Here is a 1,289-nt window from a genome sequence, read left to right as displayed (position 1 = left end):
TGAGATCGCCGGGGTGCGGGACTTGCTCGACGAGTTCGTGCAGGACGTGTTCGGCTCGTTGCCGCGCAAGGACCAGCGCGGCAAGGGCGGCTTGTACCTGCAGGGCCTGATGCTCGACGGGCGACGGAAGTCGATGCAGCCGATGGGCGATCGGCTCGGCATCGATTACCAGCAGCTGCAGCAGTTCGTGTCCTCGTCGCCGTGGCCGGTCGAACCGGTCCGCCGGGTGCTGGCCCGCAAGGCGATCGGCCTGATCGAGCCCGAGGCATGGGTGATCGATGACACCGGATTCAAGAAGGACGGCCCCGCCTCACCCGGTGTGGCACGCCAGTACTCGGGCACGCTGGGCAAGATCGGGAACGTTCAGATCGGCGTGTCCCTGCACGCGGCGACCGATGCCGCGTCGTGCCCGTTGGACTGGCGGCTGTTCCTGCCCGAAGCGTGGGACGACACCTGCCAGGACACGCCAGACGGCGCTGAGGCTGCGTCGGCACGGCGGGCCAAGGCGCAGATCCCGGACACAGTGCGGCACCGGACCAAGTGGGAACTCGCGTTGGAGATGCTCGACGAGCTGGCGACCTGGGGGTATCGGCCGCCGCTGATCTGCGCCGACGCCGGCTACGGCGAGGTGACCCCGTTCCGGCTCGGCCTGACCGAGTGGGAGATCCCATACGTGGTCGCGGTCAAGTCCACCACCAGCGCCTACCCGGACACGGCGACCCCCGGACTGCCGGACTACACCGGCCGCGGACCCCGGCCACGCACCGTCCGCTACCAACAGGCGCCATCCTCGGTCAAAGACCTCGCCGGCGCCCGCGAGGCATTCACCGAGATCACCTGGCGACACGGCACCAGGACCGGCCCCGGCAACCCCACAGCCCAGATGGTCAGTCAGTTCGCCGCGGTCCGAGTGCGGCCGGCAAACCGCAACGTGCCCCGCGCCACCGACGGCACCCTTCCCCTCGAGTGGCTCATCGCCGAATGGCCAGCAGGCGCCGCCGAGCCCACCGATTACTGGATGTCCACCCTGCCCGAGGACACCCCACTGCCCGAGCTCGTCCGGCTGGCGAAGATCCGCTGGCGCATCGAGCACGACTACCGCGAACTCAAACAAGGCCTCGGATTGGCGCACTTCGAAGGCCGCACCTGGCTCGGCTGGCACCACCACACCACCCTCGTCACGGCCGCCCACCTCTTCGTCACGACCCTGCGCCTGACCGCCGACCCAAAAGCCCACGGGGCAGCCTGAGCTTCTACCAGACGCTGCGATACCTCCAGATCGCCGTCAT

1 protein-coding gene is annotated in these 1,289 nt (G+C 69.0%); it reads left to right on the top strand.

All coding sequences use genetic code 11. The features are described from left to right. Window positions 1-1,249 (top strand): IS701 family transposase (locus ABD164_RS17910; RefSeq protein ID WP_425545965.1); only part of this gene is annotated, 1,249 nt, incomplete at its 5' end. Window positions 1,250-1,289 lie beyond the last annotated feature (40 nt).

Origin of the sequence: Agromyces neolithicus (assembly GCF_039529735.1) — a bacterium.
GTDB classification, from domain to species: Bacteria; Actinomycetota; Actinomycetes; order Actinomycetales; family Microbacteriaceae; genus Agromyces; species Agromyces neolithicus.
Note: the sequence above shows the minus strand (reverse complement) of the source record. Positions and strands in the feature narration are given on the sequence as shown.